This is a genomic window from Leptospira paudalimensis (assembly GCF_026151345.1).
GTDB lineage: Bacteria > Spirochaetota > Leptospiria > Leptospirales > Leptospiraceae > Leptospira_A > Leptospira_A paudalimensis.
In genome coordinates, this window is sequence record NZ_JAMQPR010000001.1 from 3,364,125 (window position 1) to 3,381,544 (window position 17,420).

The 17,420-nt window shown below is 37.8% G+C and carries 16 protein-coding genes; 11 read left to right on the forward strand and 5 right to left on the reverse strand.

Annotation, left to right across the window (positions count from 1 at the left end; translation table 11 throughout):
- Positions 1-27 precede the first annotated feature (27 nt).
- The 3 genes from gmd to ND855_RS15590 all read right to left on the reverse strand — a co-directional run bounded on the left by gmd (position 28) and on the right by ND855_RS15590 (position 4,387).
- Positions 28-1,044: a GDP-mannose 4,6-dehydratase gene (gene gmd, locus ND855_RS15580; RefSeq protein ID WP_100725525.1), complete on the reverse strand. Its 1,017-nt coding sequence runs from the start codon at positions 1,042-1,044 to the stop codon at positions 28-30.
- A 202-nt stretch (positions 1,045-1,246) separates the two neighbouring features.
- A complete protein-coding gene (locus ND855_RS15585; RefSeq protein WP_265359087.1) occupies positions 1,247-2,542 on the reverse strand; it encodes a DUF1501 domain-containing protein in 1,296 nt (431 codons plus the stop codon).
- A 9-nt stretch (positions 2,543-2,551) separates the two neighbouring features.
- The gene (locus ND855_RS15590) at positions 2,552-4,387 is read right to left on the reverse strand and encodes a DUF1553 domain-containing protein (RefSeq protein ID WP_265359088.1); all 1,836 of its coding nucleotides are present in this window, start codon (positions 4,385-4,387) and stop codon (positions 2,552-2,554) included.
- A 76-nt stretch (positions 4,388-4,463) separates the two neighbouring features.
- Here ND855_RS15590 and ND855_RS15595 point away from each other — a divergent pair, with 76 nt between their 5' ends.
- The 3 genes from ND855_RS15595 to ND855_RS15605 are packed head-to-tail and all read left to right on the forward strand — an operon-like array spanning position 4,464 to position 7,080.
- On the forward strand, positions 4,464-5,534 hold the full coding sequence (locus ND855_RS15595; RefSeq protein ID WP_322113545.1) for a zinc ribbon domain-containing protein: 1,071 nt from the start codon (positions 4,464-4,466) through the stop codon (positions 5,532-5,534).
- A gap of 1 nt (position 5,535) precedes the next feature.
- Positions 5,536-6,066, forward strand: a complete 531-nt coding sequence (locus ND855_RS15600) for an LIMLP_15305 family protein (RefSeq protein ID WP_265359090.1) — start codon at positions 5,536-5,538, stop codon at positions 6,064-6,066.
- Between the two features lie 15 nt (positions 6,067-6,081).
- On the forward strand, positions 6,082-7,080 hold the full coding sequence (locus tag ND855_RS15605) for an SPFH domain-containing protein (protein ID WP_135639573.1): 999 nt from the start codon (positions 6,082-6,084) through the stop codon (positions 7,078-7,080).
- Positions 7,081-7,164: 84 nt separating this feature from the next.
- Here the strand turns inward: ND855_RS15605 and ND855_RS15610 are convergent, their stop codons facing one another.
- Positions 7,165-8,916, reverse strand: a complete 1,752-nt coding sequence (locus ND855_RS15610) for a patatin-like phospholipase family protein (protein ID WP_135639574.1) — start codon at positions 8,914-8,916, stop codon at positions 7,165-7,167.
- Positions 8,917-8,931: 15 nt separating this feature from the next.
- The gene (locus tag ND855_RS15615) at positions 8,932-10,263 is read right to left on the reverse strand and encodes an MATE family efflux transporter (RefSeq protein WP_246836530.1); all 1,332 of its coding nucleotides are present in this window, start codon (positions 10,261-10,263) and stop codon (positions 8,932-8,934) included.
- 41 nt (positions 10,264-10,304) lie between these two features.
- Here ND855_RS15615 and ND855_RS15620 point away from each other — a divergent pair, with 41 nt between their 5' ends.
- The 8 genes from ND855_RS15620 (at position 10,305) to ND855_RS15655 (ending at position 17,419) form a co-directional block, all read left to right on the forward strand.
- Positions 10,305-11,615 (forward strand): amidohydrolase family protein, encoded by a 1,311-nt coding sequence (locus ND855_RS15620; protein WP_135639576.1) that lies wholly within the window; start codon positions 10,305-10,307, stop codon positions 11,613-11,615.
- 30 nt (positions 11,616-11,645) lie between these two features.
- Positions 11,646-12,332 (forward strand): hypothetical protein, encoded by a 687-nt coding sequence (locus tag ND855_RS15625; RefSeq protein WP_265359091.1) that lies wholly within the window; start codon positions 11,646-11,648, stop codon positions 12,330-12,332.
- Positions 12,333-12,412: 80 nt separating this feature from the next.
- A complete protein-coding gene (locus ND855_RS15630) occupies positions 12,413-14,146 on the forward strand; it encodes a TrkH family potassium uptake protein (protein ID WP_265359092.1) in 1,734 nt (577 codons plus the stop codon).
- Between the two features lie 4 nt (positions 14,147-14,150).
- On the forward strand, positions 14,151-14,846 hold the full coding sequence (locus ND855_RS15635; protein WP_265359093.1) for a potassium channel family protein: 696 nt from the start codon (positions 14,151-14,153) through the stop codon (positions 14,844-14,846).
- Positions 14,847-14,853: 7 nt separating this feature from the next.
- A complete protein-coding gene (locus ND855_RS15640; RefSeq protein ID WP_265359094.1) occupies positions 14,854-15,630 on the forward strand; it encodes a cobalamin-binding protein in 777 nt (258 codons plus the stop codon).
- 85 nt (positions 15,631-15,715) lie between these two features.
- Complete coding sequence (locus ND855_RS15645; protein WP_265359095.1) at positions 15,716-16,555, forward strand: MotA/TolQ/ExbB proton channel family protein; 840 nt, start codon at positions 15,716-15,718, stop codon at positions 16,553-16,555.
- A 20-nt stretch (positions 16,556-16,575) separates the two neighbouring features.
- The gene (locus ND855_RS15650) at positions 16,576-16,995 is read left to right on the forward strand and encodes an ExbD/TolR family protein (RefSeq protein WP_100716239.1); all 420 of its coding nucleotides are present in this window, start codon (positions 16,576-16,578) and stop codon (positions 16,993-16,995) included.
- A gap of 1 nt (position 16,996) precedes the next feature.
- Positions 16,997-17,419 carry an ExbD/TolR family protein gene (locus ND855_RS15655; RefSeq protein WP_108960244.1) on the forward strand — a complete coding sequence of 141 codons (423 nt, stop codon included), beginning with the start codon at positions 16,997-16,999 and terminating at the stop codon, positions 17,417-17,419.
- Position 17,420: the final 1 nt, after the last annotated feature.

Sequence of the window (17,420 nt, forward strand, 5' to 3'; positions counted from 1 at the left end):
CTTAGGATCTACCTTTGTGGTCTGTGTTTAGAAACCTTGTGCTTTTAAATCTGCTTCCATCATAATTTTTACAAGTTCTTTGAACTTTACTTTTGGTTCCCAACCTAATTGGCGTTTTGCTTTCTCAGGATTTCCAATGAGTAATTCTACTTCCGTTGGTCGGTAGTACTTTGGATCAATTTTGACAAGGACTTGGCCAGTTTTTTTATCCTTTCCAATTTCGTTATCTTCTTTTCCTTCCCAAACCACTTCATAACCAGCAATTTTATAAGACTCTTCAATGAATTCACGAACTGTGTGAGTTTCATTGGTAGCCACAACATAATCATCTGGTTTCTCTTTTTGTAACATCATCCACATCATTTCAACGTAGTCAGGAGCATAACCCCAGTCACGTTTTGAATCAATATTACCCATTGTAATGAAAGGAAGTTTGCCAGCTTTCACCGCAGAAACACCGAGAGTGATTTTTCTTGTAACAAATGTTTCTCCACGTCTTGGAGATTCATGATTAAATAATATTCCATTTGATGCGTGCAGATTGTACGCTTCTCTGTAATTCACAACTGCCCAATATGCATACAATTTTGCGACTGCATATGGGGATCTTGGATAAAATGGTGTTTTTTCTGTCTGTGGAACTTCTTGGACAAGTCCATATAATTCAGATGTGGATGCTTGGTAGAATCTTGAGTTAATGCCTGTTTGTTTGATAGCATCTAAAATTCTTAATGTTCCAACCGCATCTACTTCTGCTGTGTATTCAGGTACTTCGAAAGACACTTGAACATGGGATTGAGCAGCTAAATTGTATATTTCCGATGGTTGGATTTTTTCAAGAATACGATTGAGATTGGAAGAATCAGTGAGATCCCCATAATGTAAATGGAGTTTTGGGTTTCCATGGAGGTGTTCAATGCGGTTCCGATTAAATAAACTCGTTCTGCGGACGATACCATGGACTTCGTATCCTTTTTGTAAGAGGAGTTCTGCTAGGTAGGAACCATCTTGGCCTGTGATTCCCGTGATAAGTGCTTTTTTCATAGATCAGTGAACAGTTTTTCAAAATTCTTTCGAAAGAAAAGGAAAAATGGAGAAAGTCTGGCGAATAATCCCAAATTTCCCACCAAAACAAACCATGTTTCCTTTGGTTTTAGGGGATACCGAAGGAAACTTTCAACGAATTTGAGAAGGTTCCTGTGAAATGGGCAGGATGGAAACAAAACTGCCCAAAATGGGGACTGGTTCAAAACAAGTCTTCGATGATTTTGGCTTTTTTCGTTGTGAGTAAAAAAGGTCGTCCAAAGGAATTGGTAAGTTCTCCCTCTGGGTCCACTCCACTTGCTTTGTAAATGGTTGTGATGAGATCCCTTAGATGGACGGCTTCATTTGGTTTTGTTGGTTTGGCACCTAGTTCATCTGTTTCCCCAAACACAAATCCTTTGCCAATGGGACCTCCTCCCAAAAGAGTGGACCACACTTTAGGATGGTGATCACGTCCATCCCTCGAACCAACATCCGGTGTTCGTCCAAACTCACTTGTTAAAACAAATAACGTTTGTTTGATGAGGCCGGTTTGGTTTAGGTCTTCGAGAAGAGCAGCAATTCCCATATCGGTTTCTTTCATTATTTTTGTGATTTGTGCTTTGTTACCTGTATGGGTATCCCAACCTCCAATCGAAATATGGATGAAGGGCACTTCTTGTTTGGCAAGGCGTTTCGCGAGTAACATTGCTTTTCCTTGCCAGGTGGTTCCGTATCGGGCTTTTGTTTTTTCGTCCTCTAAACTAATTCGAAAACTATCAATGTCTTTTGAATTTCGAAATTCTTCTGCTGCCATTAACATTTTTTTCCAATGTTTTGTTTCCTTCGATGGATATGTTTTTGAAAATTCATCGTTCATAAAGGAAACTAAGTCTTTTCTTCTTAAAAGCCTTTCATCCGAAAATTTACCATACGAAGGATTTAGATGTTGGATGGGTTCATCCACATTCCCCACATGATAACCAGAATAGTTGATTCCTAAAAATCCAGAATTCCCATTTTTGCCACCTCTCCCACCAATCGACACATAACTTGGAAAATACGAAGATTTAACTTTTGATTTTTTGGCATAGGCAATCACAGATCCAAAATGAGGAATGTCGGGAAATCCCATCGCTTCTGTCATTCGGTAACCAGTTCCAAGTAACATTTGAGCAAATCCATGATCTCCATCTTCACTCCAAGTAGAGCGAATGATTCCTATCGAATGGAGTTGTTTTGCAGTGAGAGAAAACGGTTCGAGTAAGGAAAGACCGGAGATACTAGAAGGCACTTTGGCAAAAGCACTATTTGGTTTTGGATCCAAGGTATCCACATGGCTCATCCCACCCATCATCTCTATAAAGATAACTGATTTTACCTTTGATGGCAGTGTGATGGATTCAGGTTCTTTTTCATCTTCATCAGCACGAAGAGAAACAAATGGATTTTGGGAAAAAAGAAAAGATCCCATTCCAAGACTCAACATTGTTTTATTTAAAAATTCTTTGCGATCCATTATGGTTCCTTAATTGATATGTTGGAATTCTTGACTATTTAAAAGAGCCCAAAAGAGATCTTGTAATAAATCTTTGTCAAAGACTGTATCAGGTTTTGTTTGGTAGGTTTTGATTTTTTCCATTTCCCCTTTTGTTGGAAAACGTCCTAACAATCGAAAGTACAAATTTTGAATCACTAGATTCATCGATTTGGACTGATCAAATTCGACCTTTACAAGGGATTGGTTAGTTCCAAAATCCCAAACCAATTTGCCAACCACTCGTCCATTCATTAAAGTTAACATCTGTTCGATTGTGAGTTCAGAAATGTCATCCGATATATCTACTCTTTGACCAGAACCGAAGACAGCAAGGATGGAATGATAAGGCGCAGGCCTTTCGACTTCCACTGCGTTTGAGATTTCTTTTGGATTGTCTAAAGGAATCCGAATGGTACCAACACCTGTTAAATCATATGGTTTTTGGCCCATGAGATTGGTAAAAAAAGAAAGATTCCGTTCTCTGATGTTCCCTACTTTTTGTAAGTCAGAAACTCGTATAAGAGAGTTTAGGAGTTGGTCACTGTCCAATCGTTTTGGAGTAAAAAATTGGATTGGATCATCCTTTCCCGATTGGTTTGTGACACTACGCATGTAAGCATTGGAAGTAACGATGTACAATACCAATTCTTTTAGTTTTAGTTTGTTTGCTAAAAAGTATGAATCCAAATGGTTTAGAATTTCTTCTCCTTGGACCACTGTATCTTCATTCCAATCATCAAGTGGTGTAAAAAAACTCCATCCCATAAGATCAGCCCAAACATGGTTAATGATTACCTTTCGGAACCTATCATTCGATTTGTCGGTTAACCATGACGCAAAAACCTTTCTTCTATCCTCACCTGGTTTTAGCTTTGCTTCCTTACCATCTAAAAACTTAGGTCTTACCAGATCTCCTCCAGGTGCATCATCAGAATGAGGGAAACGAAGGCCCAACTTAGGTTCGAAATACAAAGTAGCATATTCAAGTTCGTGTTTTTTTTGGTAGTCTTTCCTCTGTTCGTCGGTCCATTTGTTCCAATTGTCTCGGTTCCATTCATTATTTTTATCTTGGAGGTTTTTTTGTTCCTCCATTGGCAAATGAACTTCTAACTCTCTCGGAACATAACTGATTGATTTTCCATATCGATTGGCTTCCCAACTACCATCTCGAAAGTATTGTTGGCTAAAAAAAGCAGCGAGTGCATAATAATCCCTTCTCGTAAAATCGGAAATATAAGGATGGTCATGGCACCTTGCACATGCCACTCGTTTTGCATAAAATAATCTACCAACATACTCTGCTGTTTGTAAAGGATCTGCTCCATCACGAATGTAAAAGATGGTGGCAGGAGATTCTTTCACTGAACCAGTGGAAAGGAACATCTCTGTTACCAATTGGTCATATGGTTTATTAGAATGAATGGAATTGGCTAAGTATTGGAAAAAAGTTCCTGTTGGGATTTTTCTCCCTTTGGATTTATCACGGAACATGGCAGCAAATTGATTCCCCCAATATTCGGCAAATTCTGGCTGTTTTAAAAAACGAACCACAAAAGATTCTAATGTTTCCTCTTTAGAATTTTCTAATTCACTCCATTCCGAAACATTTGGAATCACTCCACGTAAATGTAGAGATAATCGACGGAAGATTGTTTTTTTGTCCGCCTTTTCTATATTAGGTGATAACTTAAGATACAATTGATCCAATGGATGAACTGCATTCTGTTTTGAACGTGAAAAAACATAACTCAAAGATCCAACGAGGAACAACACGGATAGAATGAGTAGAAAGTAATTTCGGATTGGAAGGAATACCATTCTCATATGGCAAAGATTCTATGTTGGATTTTGTGAATTGAAAATATTTTTCTTGCAAAAGTCAATTTTTTGCGGATAAACCTTGGTTGCGATGGCAGAAGAAAAAATCTATGAAATGCTTTGGGACTGCGAATTTTGCGGTTCTAAAAAGTTACTGGGAAAAACACATAGGCACTGTCCTAATTGTGGAGCCACCCAAGACCCAAATCGAAGGTACTTTCCAAAGGAAGAGGACAAAGTTGCCGTCCAAGACCATATCTATTATGGTGCTGATAAAGTTTGTCCCTTTTGCCAAACTGCGAATGGAGCCAAAGCAACCTTTTGTGGGAATTGTGGTGGTTCACTAGATGGTGCCCAAAATGTAAAACTTCGTTCTGAACACGATGGTGTCACAGAAGACTCTGTCCAAAAAGCAAAAGAAGATTTGGCATTCCAAAATTCTGAATGGGTCAAACCACATCCCAAAACACCTAAATGGGTTCTTTGGATGCTCGGTTCTATTTTGTTCGGTGGAATCGGTTTTGTATGTTTGGGTATCTTATGGACAGAAAAAGTCGAACTGCAAGTCACTCACCATGAGTGGTCCCGCACCATTGCGATTGACCAATTCAAACCAGTTTCAGAATCAGATTGGTGTGATTCGATGCCGATGGGAGCCTATAGTGTTTCCAAAAGTCGCCAAATCCGTAGTTATGATAGTATACCCGATGGGGAAGATTGTCGTACGGTTCGTACGGATAAAGGTGATGGTACTTTTTCCGAAAGTGAAAGTTGTACAACCAAGTATCGAAAAGAACCTGTATATGATTACCATTGTAGTTACCGCATTGATAAATGGGCCTTCGATCGAAATGCAGTAGCAAAAGGATTTGGCACTACACAGGAACCATATTGGCCAACACCACAAATCAAAGAATGTGCAAGTACTTCCATTGGTTGTGAACGGCTTGGAAAAAAGGAAGAGAAGTATTTGGTTTATTTTGTTGAATCCAGTGGGGAAACCAAAGGTGAAAAACATGACTGTGAGTATGATATGGCAAAATGGAAATCAGTTCTACCGAAAGCACAATACCAAACAGAAAAAAGTGTCATTTTTAATTATATCACTTGCGACAGCATACAAATGTTAGATGAAAATGGAGCAGAGGAATAAAATGGACCAAACTTGGTTAAAAACGACATTAGAACGGTTTAAGAATGAACAAGATCCGATTCGGAAGTTTTTAAAGGAAACAAAACTATTTGAAGAGGCACTTGCCAACCAAGAGTTTGAGAAAACAGATTTACTAATCCGAAAGGAACTTGGTGGTTTACTGACAACATTCAAAGAAAGTTTTCGAAAACTGGAAGAAGGTTTTGTTCAGAAAGCCCAAATCCAAAACATCGGTAAAACCAATTCTGCCACAACCTTACTGGATCGTATCATCATGAAAGTGACTTCTGCAGGTTATGGCCTGAATGGACTTGGGACAGGTGTGCAAGCGACTTCAGCAGAAATTGAAAAGGTTCTCAATCACGACTTTTCAATGTTGGAAAAAGTTGGAATTTTACAAAAAGAAATTTTAGAAACATTACCAACTTCATTTGCCACAAACCCAGAAGCAGCGATTGAATCGATCAACAAACTCTTACTCGATTTTGAATCACAATTCGAAGCAAGAAACTCAATCTTTTTAAAATTATAAAATAAGGAACAAAACATGGCACTAATAGACAGAATTAAATTTGAAGGAAATCCAAGTGAAATCGTTTGGAAATACCCATCTGATGAAATCAGCACGGCGGGACAACTTGTCGTTGATGAAAACCTAGAAGCAATTTTTTTCAAAGAAGGAAAAGCTTTAGATACATTTGGACCTGGAACTCATACCTTAAAAACAGGGAATATCCCCATTTTGGAAGCTCTCGTCAATCTTCCGTTTGGTGGGAAAACTCCTTTTACAGCAGAAGTGTATTATGTAAACAAATCCATTATGGCCCTAAAGTGGGGAACAACTACACCGATTCCACTTGAAGATCCAAAGTATAAAATTGTTCTCAATATACGAGCATTTGGTGATTATAAATTTCGTATCAAAGATTCAAGGTCTTTTTTGCTGAATGTAGTTAAAGGTGGAAATCGGACAACGAATGAAGCCATTGATGAATTTCTAAAACCAAATATCGTACGTGGGATTGGTGATTTTATTTCAGAAGTTATTTTGAATAATAATACTTCTGTTGTAGAAATCAATAAATACCGAGATGAAAGTTCGACTGCTGGCCGAGTGAAACTTGCACCAGAATTTGAAAAGTATGGGATTGATCTTACAGAATTTAACGTATCATCAGTAAACTTTGACCAAAACGATCCAAACTACCAAAGGATCCAAAAAATCATCACAGACAAATTTGAAATTGATATGTTAGGTGATAAGTACCAACAGAAAAAAATGTTCGATATTGGCCAAGCCGCTGCAGAAAACGAAGGCCAAGGTGGTGGTGCCATGGGTGCTGGAATGGGCATGGGGATGGGAATGAACATGGGCCAAATGATGGGCAATATGATGAACCAGGGTGGACAAAACCAAGCTGGTGGAGCACCTGCTGCAAACGATCCAGCTGCAAGGATTGCCAAACTGAAAGGTTTACTCGACCAAGGTCTCATCAGTGCAGAAGAGTTTGAAACCAAAAAGAAGGAGATCCTTTCTTCAATTTGATCCTAAAATTACCTTTCATTTCAATTTTCCAATCCGATCTAACAATTCGAATCGTTTTAGTTAGGTGGGATTGGAAATCCAAACTTACGAAAACAATTGTTTGATTTCGGCTAAGTTTGCTTCTGCTTCTCTTTCTCCTTTATCGATGATTTCTTGGTATCGAGCAAAATCAAATAACTGAAATTCTTCTAAATGGAAATGAACAAATAAATCCATCTTGGGACGTTTGAGTCGAGTGATCTCTCTACCCTCTAAGGTGATGGTCCTCGTCATGATCTGTAAAATGGGTGGGTATTTTAACGTATCCCAAATATAACGGAAAAAACCTTTTTCAGTGGTATTTCGGTCTTCAAAGAGTTTCACTGGGACAATTTCCTGTAAAGGAGAGACGTTAATTCCCATGACAACATCTGCACCTTTGGAACGGATGAGATTTTCAGGGACATTATTGATCATTCCACCATCGACTAACAACTTTTCGCCGAGCCGGTAAGGAGGGAAAGCTCCGGGTAAACTCATCGCACTTGTAAGTGCTTCTGTAATTGGACCTTGGTCAAAGATATGTTCTTTTCCTGTTTGTAAATCGACTGCAGACGTTGCAAAAGGAAGTGGAAGTTCTTCAATCCTTTGGTCTCCAAATCCTTTTTTGAGCATTCGTTTCATACGTTTGCCCTTAAAAAAAGCGACCACTGGAAGTGTTGGATCAAATGCACTTTCAAGACCACCAAAGAAATTTTTTATCATCTCTTCGATTTCTTCTGGGCTATTTTTCCTTGCATACAATGCAGCAATCACAGCTCCCATGGAAGCACCCGAAACAAAATCAAAATGAATGCCTTCTCTATGTAAGACTTTAAGAAGTCCCACATGGGCAAGTGCTCTTGCTCCTCCACCACCCAATGAAAGTCCTCTCGTTTTTGAAACTAAGTAACGTGCCAATGTATCTTTTTGATAAAATGTTTTGAGCGATTGGTCTTGAGGAAGGTAACTTTTTCGCACTCCACTTTCCATCATACGAATGGCACGACCTTCAAAATTACGAATCCGACTTTTCCAAAACTGAATGATTTCTTCTTTTTCTTTGTAAAACTTTTCAGGTTCATCTTCCCAAAATACCAAAAAGTCTGATTGAACCACTAAATAGTGTAAGTCGACTCGAGAAGTGGACTCGTCAAAGTAGATATGAAGAAGTGGTGTTTTATTTCTTAAATTGGTGAGGTATTCAGAAATTTGAGTGGGGTCCATTCCCTTAAATGTTGAAATCGGGATGGCAGCCGAAAGTTTTTTAGTGACTTCTCCGTACTCATCTAAAAAGGTTTTTACCTTTTCTCCAAAATGGTATTCCGGCTCTAAAGGAATATGAACACATAATCTTCTTAAGCCTGTAAATTTATCTTTTGCATTGGATCGGTCTAAATTTTCGCGCATCCTTGTTCCCATCATTTGGATGATATTTTGGGCAAAGATTTTTTCTTGGGATGCAAGTTGGAGAAATAATTTACCGTTTAACACATACACAAGTGTATCGATCACAGCAATGGCGGATGTAGAATGATTGGAGCTGGAGATGAGTGAGTTTTCAGCCAAAACTTGGCCTGAACCTACATAGACATGGGACTGGCCACCTACATTTTCTAAAAGGATTTCTCCATACCGTACGATGTAGATGGATTCAGAAGACTCTCCCTTGTAATAGAGAGCTTCGTGACTACGGATGAGTTTTTCTTGGACATTGTTGGCAAGCCTAGTCAAAACAGATGTGGGAAGTTTTTTGAAAAGCTCCACAGACTTTAAAAATTTCTGTATCGCTTGTCGTTCTAATTCTGTTCGTTTCATTCTTCCCTCACCTTATTAAATTCGTATACTTACCCACTCCTTCCTACGAAATTTTCCGACAAAAAGCACTGCCATGAGTAAAATCCAAATAAAAAACGCAGACCAGATCCCAATCGTTCCCCATGCTAGGACAATCCCGAATAAATAAGCGAGAGGTAACATGATGAGAAAGGAGACGATCAAATAAACATACATCACATAATACATCATCCCTGCACTACGAAGTGCCGAACCAACAACCATATGATAGGCATCACCCACTTGGATGAGTGCCACAATGCACAATGCAGGGTATGCTTCTTTCATGACTGCAGGAACATCAGTAAATAAACTGATGAGCCATGGCCCACCTAAGATAAAAAAGAGCCCCATACTTCCCATCACAATGGCAGAGAAAGTGGCAGAGCGCATTGTTCCTTCATAAGCCAAACGAATTTTCCCTTGGCCCATCGCTTGGCCAAGAATTGTGGTAGCTGCGATTCCAAATGAAAAACCTGGCATAAAAGACAAACTAAGACAAGTTAACACAACACTTGCAGAAGCTAGTGTTGTTGTGCTGATCATTCCTGCGATTTTATAAAAACCAGAGAATGCAAAGTTTACGAGTGTACCTTCCAATGCAGGTGCAAAACCAACCACACAAAGTTCTTTTAAAATTTCGTAACTAGGTGAAAATATTTGGTAACGAAAGAACTTGATCACGTCCTTTCGAAAGAAATAAAATACAACAACAAGAAGAGAAGGCACAGAACTCAAACTAGATGCAATTGCTGCACCTTTGACTCCCATGGCAGGGAATCCCCAGTTTCCGAATATGAGTAACCAGTTAAAAAAGATATTTGTAACAGCAGCTACAATTGAGGATATCATTCCAACTTGTACAATACCAATTCCGTCAAAAAATCCGCGTAAGGCGAATCCTACAAAAAATAAAACTGTTCCGACAAATCGATAGGATAAATAAACTCCTGCAACCTCGATCACTTCTGGATCATCACCAATCCAAGCCATTAAATTTGGAGCATAAATGTATCCGAAATATGATAATAAAGAACCCAAAACTAATGATAAATAAATTGAATTGACTAAGGTAATTCCAACCCCTCTTTCATTTTTCTCACCAAATCTTCGTGCTACGATGATTTGAACAGCCATGGAACCACCCATGAGAAAAGCAAAGATGGAAAAGTACACCATACCACCAAATCCAACGGAGGCAAGAGGCACTTCCCCTAACTTGCCTACCATAGCAGTATCCGCTACCATAATGGCTGTATAACTGATCATTCCAAAAAAAACAGGGATTGCTAAACCAAGAATTTTCTGATTGAGTCTAGTTGGCTTCAAGATGCGTCTAATTTTGTGAAGCATAGTTTTGTCATTTTTATATGTATATCGATCTACACAACCACCTTTATGGATGTTTACCCCCTGAAACATTGTTTCGAATTGGAAAAAATAACCCTAACCCAAGATGGCATCTATATTTAGAGTCATATGAAAAAGCTTATGGAATTAAAATTCGTCCCTCTACCTTCTTTGATGATTACGCAGACATAAAAGAATTTTCGAAACTGTATCATTTTAAAGAAAAAGCTCCATTTTTGCATTTCCAAGCAAAGTTTAATCTGATTATCGCCTTAGTAAAGTTTGATGAAAGGGAAATAACAGAGGTCTCTCATGATGTCGTTTTTTCAAATAGTTTAGAAGACATAAGTTATGCAGAATACCGATTGATGTTTGGAAAAGAAGAACCTAAAGAAAGTTTTTATACCAAACTAATGGCTTCACTTGAAGGTTTGAAAAAAGGAGAAGAGTCAGCAAAAAAAGCAGGAAAACAAATCCAAGCAAAACTTGTGATGTCTTTACATAGAGACTTAAATTTTGAAAGGCATTATGATTGGATGAAAAATTGGATGGAAAAAGAAACTCTCATTCGGGATGGACTTGTTGGCATTGACTTCTGTCATATAGAAGAAGGATTTCCTCCAAAAGATAAACAATCTTTTTTTCATTCGATCAACAAAGACAACAAAGCAGAACCCAAAACTGCATTGTCCATCCTCTACCACGTAGGCGAAAGTTTTCGAGACAAAACTCCATTTTCTGCAGTACGTTGGATCATCGAATCAGCTGAAAATGGAGCACACCGACTTGGACATGCTCTTGCACTTGGTATTGATTCCGATTATTTTTTAGGAGAGGAACGCACAGAACTTGTTTCCGAAACAAAAGACCAAATAGAACACGAACTGATGTTCTATGACGAAATTACCACCTATGGTCCGTTTTACGCCAAAGAAGAACTAGAACTAAAACGAAAAGAAATCAAATCAAAACCTGATACAGAAATACTGACCATTCCTTTTGATGAAACACAGTCCCAATACCTTCACACTTTCCAAAACTATGCGATGTCAAAAATAGCAAAAACTAATGTTGTGATCGAATGTTGTCCTTCTTCGAATTTGTACATAGGAATGTTAGAATCCCATATTGATCATCCTATCACTCGGTTTTTACAAAACGATGTCAAAATCACCATTGGCTCAGATGATCCTGGTTTATTTGGTACAACAATGGAAGAAGAATACCAACATGCGCATACAGCAGGAGTTTCAGAAAAGGACTTGGAGTTGATACGTTCTGTCTCATTGGACTACCGTTCCACGAAACTTTCGGGGCGTGATTTGGATTGACCCTCACAACGATCAAGTAAACTGGAATGTATGCGGATTTTTTCCCGATTTTTTGTGCCAATGATTGTCTTTACTTTGGTGTTTGGTCCCGTTTATGGGCAAACCAAAGAAGGATTTTACGACACAAACAATTATGACCTAAGAAACATCCCAAATTCCGATCCGGAATCAAATGTTCTGAAGGATGTCACCCTTCCTCCTAAATTTGAAACACCAGTCCTTGCTACGCCAAAAAATGTAAAAACACAATACAGTGGAATTGAATCCATACCAGGAGCAGGTGCTCTTACGAACTCCCGAACCACTGGCAATTCTAGTCAGAATGCATCCAATCCTTATAGTTTGACCAATGCTCAAAATTCTCCCATTAACCCACTTACTGGTGAAATCAATGAGCAAGCCTTACAAAACCAATTGCAAAAAAGTAGAACCAAACAAGAGTTAAAGAAAAAACAAAAAGAAGAATTTGATGAAGATGCAGTTTATGAAGAAACAAAATTTCGCAGAGGTTATATCATCTTCTTTTTAACTTTACCTTTTGCACTTGGCGCATCAGCTGCAGTCGCAGGAGCATTTGCAGTGGAAAAAACGGTAGTAGGTAGTATCATCATGATAGGTGGTTCTACGGGTTTATCTGGTGCCAATGTGTATGTTGATCAAAAGAGACTCGAAGAACACCGAGAAAAGAAAAAACAATTAGCAGACGTTAAACCTTGAAGTCCAAACGTATTTTTGTTTTTTTACACCACCTAACTCAATACATACAAGTTCAGAGATATGAAATTCGTAAATTTTACATGGAACACCTCCGGCCAATAGGCAGAGTGTTTTACATCCTTTTTGGTTTTTTATCAGTTACAATTTTAATTTTAGATTTTGGTTTTTATTATCCCGAAGAATGGAAACCATACGTTACTATCTCCATTCGAACGTTAGTTAGTTTTTTTATCTGTTATGAAACCTTACACTTAACTTTCACAAATAAAAAATGGAAGGAATACCTAAACTTACATAAGATTGAACTTATCATATTATTGATGTTAGCTTTGGAAATGATATATGAGGAAAATATCATTCAAATCTTAAAATCTTATCATATTTCTGGAAATGACACTACACTGATTTTTTTATCGGCAAATCAGTTTTTGTTTCTATTTTCCAATTTAGCCCACTTCTTTCGATTATCCAAAAAAAGAGATTCTAAAAAACTCAACCCATCCATCGTTTTTGTTACTTCTTTTGCTTTTATCATTTCTGTTGGAGTGTGTTTTTTACATTTCCCTAAATCAACTCTCGAACACGTAAATACAATCGATATCATTTTTACAACGATTAGTGCAACCTGTGTTACGGGTTTATCAACAGTTGATATTAGTAGCCAATTCACACTCACGGGTCAGCTTGTGATTTTACTTTTGATTCAAGTTGGTGGACTCGGACTCATGACTCTAACCAGTTTTTTTTCCATTTTTTTAACTGGAAAAGGTTCGGTAAGTGATACCTTGATGATCAAAGATCTTCTTTCAGAAGAAACAATGGGTCGTGCAAAGGAAATTTTAAAACAAATTACATTACAAACTTTATCCATCGAACTGATTGGTGCAGTATTTCTATTTTATAGTTTTCCAGAAAACTATCCCCTTCCATTACCTGAAAAAATTTATTATTCAGTATTCCATTCAATTTCCGCTTTTTGTAATGCAGGTTTTAGTTTAATGCCAAATGGTTTGGCGACGGATGCTTTTAAAGAATCTGAAGGGTTTTTATCAGTTATTATGTTACTTATTGTATTTGGTGGTTTGGGATTTCCCGTTATCTACCAATTACGAACAAAATTATTAAATCCATTTGATCCTAAGTTTCGCTGGTCCATTACATCTAAACTTGTTTTTTTCGTAACGGGTTTTTTACTCTTATTTGGAACAGTAAGTTGTTATTTTCTTGAGAGCCATTTATCTTTAAAAGACTTACCGATTGAGAAACAGATATTTCATTCCTTATTTTATTCAGTGACCACAAGGACAGCTGGTTTTAATACGTTTGATCTATCCTTAATGGGTTACCCAATGACATTCATTTCATTTTTTTTAATGTGGGTTGGTGCATCGCCAGTCTCAACTGGTGGAGGAATCAAAACAACTACGCTTGCTATCTCATTTATGAATATTAGCAATCAGGTTCGAGGAAAAGAAAAAATGGAAATTGGACACCGAATGATTGCAAATTCAACAATTGCAAGAGCAAGTGCAACAATCGTCTTATCTCTATTTGTGATTTTCATAGCGATCTTTTGTCTTTTACTCACAGAAAATGCAAATTTTATCGACTTATGTTATGAAGTGGTTTCAGCATTTGGAACTGTTGGTTTAACAAGAGGATTAACTCCTTATTTATCAGATTTTGGAAAAATCTTAATTTGTATTGTGATGTTTGTAGGAAGAGTAGGAATATTAACTCTACTGATTGCTGTTTCAAAAAAAGTAGATCATATTTCTTACGAATATCCAAAAGAATATGTAGTGGTTGGTTGATACTATGCAAAGAAAAAAAATTGCAGTGATTGGAATTGGAAGTTTTGGAAAACTATTTGTTCGTTATCTTTTTGAGGATGGACATGAAGTCATTGCAATAGATAAAGATCCGATCGTTATAGATTCGATAAAAGATTTTGTTACAGTCGCTGTTACACTAGATGCAACAGATGAACATGCTCTCCGTTCACAAGGAATTGGTGATGTTGATTATGCTGTGATCGCATTAGCTGACGATTTTGAAACATCCATCATCTGTGCAGATAGTTTAAAAAAATCTGGAGTCAATTTGATTTATGCCAGATACCAAACTGAACTTCAAAAAAAAGTATTAGAGCTTTTAGGTATACGCGATTTATTCAATCCTGAAGAAAGAGCAGCTAAAAGTATGGCAGAAACTTTTTCTTTTGCAGGAATGCGATCGAGTTTTTTATTATCTGATGAATATAGTGTAGTCGAAGTCACAGTTCCCAAACGATACATCAATAAAACAATCGCTGATGCAGACCTTAGACACAAATACAACATCAATGTGATTACAATCAAACGACCAACTACAAATAAAGATTCAAAACGCACATCTGATTCAAAAATAGAAAAAATACTAGGCATTCCTCATGGAAATACTGTTCTCCGTGAAGATGACATTGTTGTTTTATTCGGATCCCAAACAGATCTGACAAAATTTTTAGAAACCTAAAAATCAAATGGGTCCAGAAAGAATCATTTGTTTAACAGAAGAACCAACAGAGATGATTTATCTGTTAGGTGAAGAAAAGAGAATTGTAGGAATCTCAGTTTATACAGAAAGGCCTGTCCGTGCCAAAGAAGAAAAAACAAAAGTTTCTGCTTTTATCAGTGGCAATATTAAAAAAATTCTATCTCTTGAGCCTGACTTAGTCATCGGATTTTCAGACATCCAAGGCCAACTTGCAAAAGATCTCATTGAACGTGGGTTAAATGTTCTAATCTTCAACCAACGTTCTATCAATGAAATTATCTCCAATATGCAAATCATCGGAAACCTTGTAGGACAATCTGACAAAGCCAAATCCATCACGGATGGTTGGAAAAAACAGATCCAATCCTGGCAGAAGGAAAACGAATTGATACCTAAAAAACCCACCGTGTTTTTCCAGGAATGGGACGAACCCATCATCACGGGAATCCAATGGGTAAGTGAAGCCATCACACTTGCTGGTGGGATTGATAGTTTCTCCCACTTAAAAGATCGCAAATTGGCGAAAGACCGCATCATCCATGCAACTGATGTAAGATACGCAAACCCAGACATTTATGTTGGCTCATGGTGTGGGAAAGATATGGACTGGGATTGGGTGAAAAACAAACCCGAATGGCAATCAACAGGTTTTATCCAAAACAACCGAATTTATGAGATGGACCCAAGCATTATATTACAACCAGGACCTGCATTGTTTTTAGAAGGCATTCCAAAACTCAGAGACCTATTTTCAAAAGCTTAATTACTCTCTTTGTCATCCATCTGTCATCTAAATGTAACAGAGATATTCTAGATTTGAAACATATCAATCAGATATGGAGACATTCATGAACGTTTCATGTAACCTGGCAAAGAAAAATATCACTTTGTCCCTTGTGATCGCACTTATCGCAATTTTTGCAATTGTTGGAAAAATCGAAGCACAAGCGAATCCTACAACACCTAGCACAGAAACTACGCAAACAACGGAAGCACCACAGGAAACTCCTGCTCCAGTCGCTCAAGCACCAGAACAAACTCCTACGCAAGATTCAGAAATCGGACTCGTAAAATTATTTGTAACTGGCGGATGGTCCATGTGGCCACTCCTACTTTCTTCGATCGTAGGTTTCGGAGTGATCCTTGAAAGAATGTATTTTTTCTTCACAGCAAAACTTGTGAGAAAAGGTTACAACCAAGACTTACAAGATGCAATTGATGCTTCTGGTATGAATGGAGTAGATGAATTCTTAAAAGCAAATGAAGGACAACGAATCACTGACGTATTAAAAAATGGTATGGAAGTTTCCCAAAACGATCCTGAAATTTTTGCATCAGGTATCGAAAGAGAAGCCGGTGAAGTGATGACACTTTTAGAAAAAGGACTCACAGTTCTTTCTGCAGTATCAACTATCGCGCCACTTGTTGGATTCCTTGGAACTGTATCAGGTATGATCAATGCATTCGATGCAATTGCAAATGCTGACCAAGTAAACGCAAAAGTAGTTGCTGGTGGTATTAAAGAAGCCCTCATTACAACTGCTGCTGGTCTTATCGTTGCGATCCCTGCAATGACATTCTACCAATACTTACAAGGCCGAGTTGCATTTTTTACTTCTGAAGTAGAAGAAGCTGCGAACAAAATCTACAAAGAATACTTAAAACTCAAAGCTGGAAAAAAAGCGTAAAGAGCGGTAAGTAACTAACCATGATTAAGTTAAAGAAAAAACAAGAACTAGAGGAAATATCGGCAGCATCCATGTCGGATATTGCCTTTCTACTCTTGGTATTTTTTATGGTAACAGCTGTATTCTTTGTAAAGGAAGGATTGAATATATCACTTCCTCGCAAACAATCCGAACCACAGCCATTTTTACGCAAGAATGTATATGAAATTTTGGTCACACAAGACAGATACAAGATGCGTAACCCTGCTTTCGGAACCAAAGAATATGCTAGTTTAAAAGAGTTTCGTGATGACCTGAACCAAATGGAAATCCCTGATCTTAAAAACAAACTAGCACTCATTGTTACAACCGGTGATACCAAATATGCAAAGATGTTGGATGCATTATCAGCAGTTCAACTACGCGGATTTGAAAAAATCTCAGTGAGAAAGAAGAAATAATATGTTACGAAGAAAGAGAGTCGCACCTTCAGTTCCAGTAAGTTCGATGGCAGACATTGCCTTCTTACTTCTCGTGTTCTTTATGGTAACCTCCGTATTGGATTCCGATCCTGACCTTCCCATCAATTTACCAGATGTTCCTGGCGGAGAGCAGTTAAACAAAAAGATCGCAAATCTTTACCTAACTGCAGATGAAAAAAGAACTGTTTATTTCAATTCAGTGAAGATGGAATTAAACGAAGCGATGAGTGAAATCAGAGCAAAAATTGCCACTACTCCTGATCTGAAAGTTTTGATCCATGCTGACCAAGACTTAACCTATGAAGAATTAGATAACGTTTTTGAAACACTCCGAGAGATTGGTGCCCTAAAGGTTTCTCTTGTTACCAAGACCACCCAAGGTGGCGGATTAAAAGGTAAGTAAC